Here is a 6,362-nt window from a genome sequence, read left to right on the forward strand (position 1 = left end):
CAAGTAAATCTGTTTGAGAGAAAAACCTTAAAAGCTTTATTCATGCCCGATAAAATACCGATAAAACAAAAGGAAGCTCAATTGAGCCTCCTTTTATGAAAAATTGTGGGACAGCAGTGACCCCTACACCCATTTTAATTTAGTAATTGTTAATACGGATCAAATATTTAAAATTGCGGAAGATAAGATGGATTTATCATTTTTTAATAGAACACCATCTGGGTAGATTTTCTTAAGGTGATTTAAGTTTTTCTTTTTTAGAAGTAACTCTTTTATTTTTCTAACTTCTGAAACTCTCGAATCGAAAGCTCCCTGACTTTACCGCGCCAAATCCATTTGAGTTTCGATTCTAAAAACTCATCCCCTTCAAACCAGACAAACAAGCCTTCCATCATTTGTGGCCAGTCTTCCTGACTGATGGTGTTACGCCCAGAAATCACGGCAATGATTGCAGCTAAAATCGTATCATGGCTCACTGCCAAACTTAAACCAAAATGATCTTGGGGATGGGTGTTATAAATAAGCTCTAATACGTCTACCACGCCGGTAATCGGATGTTTCATTCCCGGCAAGGCATTATTGACAAAACTATTGATAAAACCCAAAGCCCCTTGTTTGCTAAAATATGGACCTGCCTGCTTGATATCCAGCACAAAACTTCCCGGTTCAACCAACAAGCCTTGCTCGACGATTTCAATATGATGGGTATTTTGTGCAAGCGTACTCGAATCAGCACCTTGAATCATTAAAGCTGCCGTATCGACACAGCGTTGAATTGGACTTGAAATACAGTGCTGGATACTCCGGTCTGTATTTTCAATTAAATATGTGCCCCATGCCTGTGCCAAGTCACGACCTTGTGAGGTTAACTGTAAATCATAGCCAGCCAAACCCTGCCCAGCCACCACTTCACGAATAGAATGACGGGTAAACAAAGTCACAGGTGTTTTTGCATCGGGCAATAAATCAATTGCCTTGAGCATACTTGCAGGGAGTAGGTCTAATGCCATGATGCAGCCAAAAATTAAACATGGTTCGGCACACTATAGCATGTTAAAACATCTGCTCAAGGGATGTTCGCCATAAGTCCTAGAGCATGGAATGCTAATTTTTTCATTTCAATATTCTTAAATGCAATAAAGCCACCGTTCAATAAACTATTCCGTTGATTATATAAAAAGGGTCTGCCCTTTAAATCCACCAGCCCACCACCAATACGCTCGATCAGACATTGACCTGCGCTGGTATCCCACTCGCTGGTCGGATGGAAACGTGGATAAATATCGACTTTCCCCTCAAGGATCATACAAAATTTATAAGCACTCCCTGCCTTAAATTCAACAATTTCAACTTGTTGTTTTAATATGTCCAAGTATTCAGCATATTTGGGCTTATTCTGGCTAGTTTGGCTTAAGCCAATTTGAATTGCAGTTGATGGTTTATCTTCCAGATACTCCCACCATTGCCCGGTTTGAAGCTCAAATTTCAACGGTAAACCTTGCTTCGGGCAAATATAGAGCATCTGCTCAGCCGGAATGGCTAATATCGCAAAAGTGGTCTGTGCACCTTCCACCAAACTTAAGTTAATCGTAAATTCAGGTCGCTTATGCAGAAATTCTTTGGTTCCATCCAAAGGATCAAGCAACCAGAAGTTTTGCCATTGTTTCCGTTCGGTATTGTCACCTTCTTCTGACAATAAAGGGATCTGTGGAAAATTCTGCTGTAAAGATAGGGTGATAAATTCATTGACTCGGTGATCTGCTTGGGTCACAGGAGAATTGTCACTTTTTCTCTCGACATCAAAAGCTCCACCCGCACAATATGCCTGATATTCTACTCGCAAAATTTCACACGCCTGTGTCACAATGGGTACAAGCTGTAAAATCAAAGCATCTTGTGGTGCTGTTGTTGTTTTAAACATAGATTACCTTTATATGTCGAATTACTCAGAAAAACCGACCATCATTTTTGATATGGATGGCACGCTCCTTGACCTTGCTTATGATGATTTCATCTGGAATCATCAACTTCCCATTCGCCATGCTGCCATGCACGGTTGCACGCTCGAACAAAGTACTGAATCGCTATTCCAGTTTTATCAAGAGCATAATCATACCCTAAATTGGTATTCAACCCGTTTCTGGAGTTCAAAAGTTGGCGTCGATACTCTTGCACTACAACATGAATTTAAACATAAGGTGGCTTTACGTTCTGGCTGTATAGAACTGCTCGATTATTTAAAAGCCAATGGTTATGCCTGCTGGATTGCAACCAATGCAGATTGCGAAGGTTTAAAGTTTAAACTTGAACACACCCAAATCGCTGATTATTTTGATGTGATTATCAGCAGTGAAAGCATTGGTTATGCCAAAGAATCGATCGAATTCTGGCAAAAGCTGCATGCCCTACATCCATTCCAAGAAAAATCCGCTTATTTTATCGATGACACAGAAAAAGTCCTGAAAGGTGCAGAAAAATTTGGTATTCAGAATTTAATTAGCATTGCACAGCCCTCATCTAAAGGAAATATACGGACTGAAAGTCCTTATCCTATTTTACAAGACTTGACCGATTTAATCGTCATGTTAGAACAAGCAGAGGATTTGAAAAAATATGCCTAATCCTTCTCAACAAAACACCGTTGAAAGTATGCGTGTAGATAAATGGCTGTGGGCGGCACGTTTTTTTAAAACACGTTCGATATCCAAAGCTGCGATTGAAGGCGGAAAAGTCCACCATAATGGTGAACGCGTTAAAGTTTCCAAAGAAGTTCGTATTGAAATGGAACTGACCATTCAACAAGGTTTTGAGCGAAAAACCATTGTGATTAAAGCTTTATCCGCGAATCGTGGTGCGGCACCCGCTGCCCAACTGCTGTATGAAGAAACAGAAGTGAGTATTGCAAAACGAGAGTTGCTTGCAACCCAAAGAAAGTTGCATAATCTAGCCCGACCTGAACATCGACCGAGTAAAAAAGATCGACGGCAAATCAGTAAATTTAAACAAGATAATGATCAACAATTTGACCAAGACTGGTCTTATAGTCATGATTAATTTAAGCGTCACATTCTGTCGCATTTGACTGAATTGATATAGAACATAAAGAATGAATCTGTCACTATACTTGAGTGGAACACGTTTTAAAGTAACACATCCACTTAAGTTAATATGTTTGTGACATCGTTTTGAGGTTGTGAGATGGATGATAATAAAAGTAAGGCGCTGAATGCTGCCCTAAGCCAAATTGAAAAACAGTTTGGTAAAAATACAGTAATGCGTCTTGGTGATAACACCGTACTGGCTGTCGAAGCGGTATCTACAGGTTCTTTAACACTGGACATCGCACTCGGTATTGGTGGCTTGCCGAAAGGTCGTATCGTTGAAATCTACGGGCCTGAATCTTCAGGTAAAACCACGATGACTTTGCAAGCCATTGCACAATGTCAAAAAGCGGGTGGTACATGTGCCTTCATCGATGCTGAACATGCGCTTGATCCTCAATATGCACGCAAGTTAGGTGTAGACCTGGACAACCTGTTGGTTTCTCAGCCGGACAATGGTGAACAGGCACTTGAGATTGCAGACATGCTGGTTCGCTCTGGTGCAATTGACATGATCGTTGTCGACTCCGTGGCTGCCCTTACGCCTCGCGCAGAAATTGAAGGCGAAATGGGTGACTCGCACATGGGCTTACAGGCACGTTTGATGAGTCAGGCATTACGTAAAATTACCGGTAATGCAAAACGCTCTAACTGTATGGTGATCTTCATTAACCAGATCCGTATGAAGATTGGTGTAATGTTCGGTAGTCCTGAAACCACAACGGGTGGTAATGCACTTAAATTCTACGCTTCTGTACGTCTGGATATCCGCCGTATTGGTCAAGTGAAAGAAGGCGACGAAATTGTCGGTTCTGAAACACGGGTTAAAGTCGTGAAGAACAAAATGGCACCTCCGTTCAAAGAAGCTTTATTCCAGATTTTGTATGGTAAAGGTGTGAATCAACTGGGTGAGCTGGTTGATCTTGCAGTAGCTCAAGAACTGGTACAAAAAGCAGGTGCCTGGTATTCATATCAAGGTAATAAAATTGGTCAGGGTAAAAATAACGTGATCCGCCATTTAGAGGAAAACCCTCAAATTGCACAGGAGCTTGACCGTCTGATTCGCGAAAAGCTGTTAACCCCTGTGACCAAGCCAATTGAAGAAAAAGACGAAGAAGAACCAGACTTCCTAGATGCTTAATCAGCATGATGTTAAAGTCGAATTTTTCGAGTTAAACTGTAAAACGCCCTACGGGGCGTTTTTTATTTGATGTGATAGATACAACACTATGACTAATCCAAAATTTCCCAAACTGCTTGACTATGAAAGCATGAAACAACAATTTGATGATTCATCGACAGAAGCGACATCTGCCCCACAAGCCCCCATCCTAGAGTCCGAAGCATTACACTTTGAAGATGAGCCACAGCCCAAGCCTAAAGGTCTCACAGGCTCACGTTTGCGCTCGTATGCCTTTGCCGTACTGACACGCAAAGAATACTCAAAAGCTGACCTGATCGAAAAACTGGCACTGTATGCCATGGATCGTGATGAGGTGCTGAAACTGGTGGATGAGTTAGCCAAAGAAAATTATCAAAGTGACCAACGTGTCGCAGAAATTATGCTGTCGAGTCAAAAAAGAAAAGGGAAAGGTCCAAACCGAATTAAGCTGGCTTTAAAATCAAAAAAAATTGATGCCAGTTTAATTCAGGAAGAACTAAAAGAAACCGACTGGAATGAACAGGCTTATCAACTGAAAGTTAAAAAATACGGTACAAATGTAGAAAAAGAGCCAAAACTAAAAGCCAAGCAAATTCGCTTTTTGATGTATCGGGGTTTTGAAATGGATGCGATTATGAAAGCAATTACAAGAAAAGAGGATGATTTTTAAGAGAGGAATAGAATAAGAATTATTATTTTAGAAACTGGTGGCAACCCCACTAGCAAAACTTCGGCACATCATAGATCTGTTACCGTTGCTACCTTCCGGTCCTGGCGGGGTTTACAGAGTACAATTGCGAAGCCACCAGCGGGGCTACCATTGCAAGATTAGAGTATAGAGATTTTTATTTAACTTGCAAGCCTTCAAATCACTTTTCGAGCCACATCGCTTTTATTTGATTATTAAAAAAACAATATTGATTAAAAATAGCATTTTTGTATATTTTTATCTGGACTATCAATTACTTTAAACCTACCACAAGTTTGTAAATGCATATTGCATTTCACGGCATGGACGTTTTTAATGTGGTCAGATCTTTTAAACTGGTACATTCTAAATGTCGCAAATTTTGAATATGCCTAAGAATACGAAATGGATGTTTTTATGATGCTCAAACAGCATGCTTTATGTGTACTCACCTTACTTAGCTCAGCTTCGCTTTATGCCAACATTCCAATTGAATCTCGCGGTTTAAGCCAAACGAGCATTGAACCAAGTGCAAATAATGTCGCTATTGATTCAGGTGCCACAACTGCCAATGTACCGACCAATCTGAATTGGCAAATCATGCAGAAAAATCAACAATTAGAAAATGATGTTCGTGCATTACGTGGCAAAATTGAAGAGCAAGACAATGAAATTGAAAAACTGAAACATGAACTCACCAATCGCTATACCGATTTGGATCAGCGTTTAGAACTCTTGCAACAAAAAGTGGATCCAGAAAGTGCAACTCCAGAGGAGGATAACCAACAGGATACTTCTCCCAGCACCGTAAATACCCCAACTCCAGTAGCAGCAAAGTCAACCACTATCTCACCAGCAGCTGTTAGTACTCAAGCAAATACTCAACCCTCTCCGGCTGATCTGGACAAAGCTGCTTATACTGTGGCTTTAGATGCCTATAAACAAGGTGGTGCAAAAAAAGCCATTGCACCGATGAAAAACTTTATTAAAAATAATCCTAACAGTGTTTATATTAGTAATGCTTATTTCTGGTTGGCAGAATTCAATTTAGCCATTGAACCGACCAATTACACTGAAGCGAAAAAGAATTACAATATTGTAATCAATCAATATCCGAATTCAGCTAAAGCAGCTCGAGCGCTGTACCAGCTTCACAGTATCGCCAAAGATGTAGACCGTAATACAATATTGGCCAATCAACTTAAGACCAAGCTACTCAAAGATTATCCGAAGTCGGAAGAAGCAGGTTATTTAAAGAAATAAAACAATAAAAAAGACACCATAGAAGGCACTGCTGTCCCACAATTTTTCATAAAAGGAGGCTCAATTGAGCTTCCTTTTGTTTTATCGGTATTTTATCGGGCATGAATAAAGCTTTTAAGGTTTTTCTCTCAAACAGATTTACTTGGAT

At 40.3% G+C, this 6,362-nt stretch carries 7 protein-coding genes and 1 other RNA gene; 5 read left to right on the forward strand and 3 right to left on the reverse strand.

What is annotated here, in order from left to right:
- Positions 1 to 272: 272 nt before the first annotated feature.
- Positions 273 to 1,010, reverse strand: a complete 738-nt coding sequence (locus HLH16_RS14920) for a histidine phosphatase family protein (RefSeq protein WP_131288924.1) — start codon at positions 1,008 to 1,010, stop codon at positions 273 to 275.
- A gap of 56 nt (positions 1,011 to 1,066) precedes the next feature.
- Positions 1,067 to 1,921, reverse strand: coding sequence for a 3'(2'),5'-bisphosphate nucleotidase CysQ family protein (locus HLH16_RS14925; RefSeq protein ID WP_131288926.1), 855 nt, complete (start codon positions 1,919 to 1,921; stop codon positions 1,067 to 1,069).
- Positions 1,922 to 1,934: 13 nt separating this feature from the next.
- Here HLH16_RS14925 and HLH16_RS14930 point away from each other — a divergent pair, with 13 nt between their 5' ends.
- The 4 genes from HLH16_RS14930 (at position 1,935) to HLH16_RS14945 (ending at position 4,933) form a co-directional block, all read left to right on the forward strand.
- A complete protein-coding gene (locus HLH16_RS14930; protein ID WP_171529910.1) occupies positions 1,935 to 2,621 on the forward strand; it encodes an HAD-IA family hydrolase in 687 nt (228 codons plus the stop codon).
- The gene (locus HLH16_RS14935; RefSeq protein WP_171529911.1) at positions 2,614 to 3,054 is read left to right on the forward strand and encodes an RNA-binding S4 domain-containing protein; all 441 of its coding nucleotides are present in this window, start codon (positions 2,614 to 2,616) and stop codon (positions 3,052 to 3,054) included. The genes HLH16_RS14930 and HLH16_RS14935 overlap by 8 nt, the downstream gene beginning before the upstream one ends.
- A 144-nt stretch (positions 3,055 to 3,198) precedes the next feature.
- Complete coding sequence (gene recA / locus HLH16_RS14940; protein WP_171529912.1) at positions 3,199 to 4,242, forward strand: recombinase RecA; 1,044 nt, start codon at positions 3,199 to 3,201, stop codon at positions 4,240 to 4,242.
- Between the two features lie 88 nt (positions 4,243 to 4,330).
- Positions 4,331 to 4,933 carry a regulatory protein RecX gene (locus HLH16_RS14945; protein ID WP_131289048.1) on the forward strand — a complete coding sequence of 201 codons (603 nt, stop codon included), beginning with the start codon at positions 4,331 to 4,333 and terminating at the stop codon, positions 4,931 to 4,933.
- A gap of 44 nt (positions 4,934 to 4,977) precedes the next feature.
- On the opposite strand, the gene ffs is transcribed toward HLH16_RS14945, so the two are convergent.
- Positions 4,978 to 5,074, reverse strand: an RNA gene (ffs, locus tag HLH16_RS14950) — signal recognition particle sRNA small type.
- 294 nt (positions 5,075 to 5,368) lie between these two features.
- Between ffs and HLH16_RS14955 the strand changes: the two genes are divergently transcribed.
- Positions 5,369 to 6,214, forward strand: a complete 846-nt coding sequence (locus HLH16_RS14955) for a YbgF trimerization domain-containing protein (protein WP_131289050.1) — start codon at positions 5,369 to 5,371, stop codon at positions 6,212 to 6,214.
- Positions 6,215 to 6,362 lie beyond the last annotated feature (148 nt).

This window comes from Acinetobacter sp. ANC 5378 (genome assembly GCF_013004315.1).
Taxonomy (GTDB): Bacteria; Pseudomonadota; Gammaproteobacteria; order Pseudomonadales; family Moraxellaceae; genus Acinetobacter.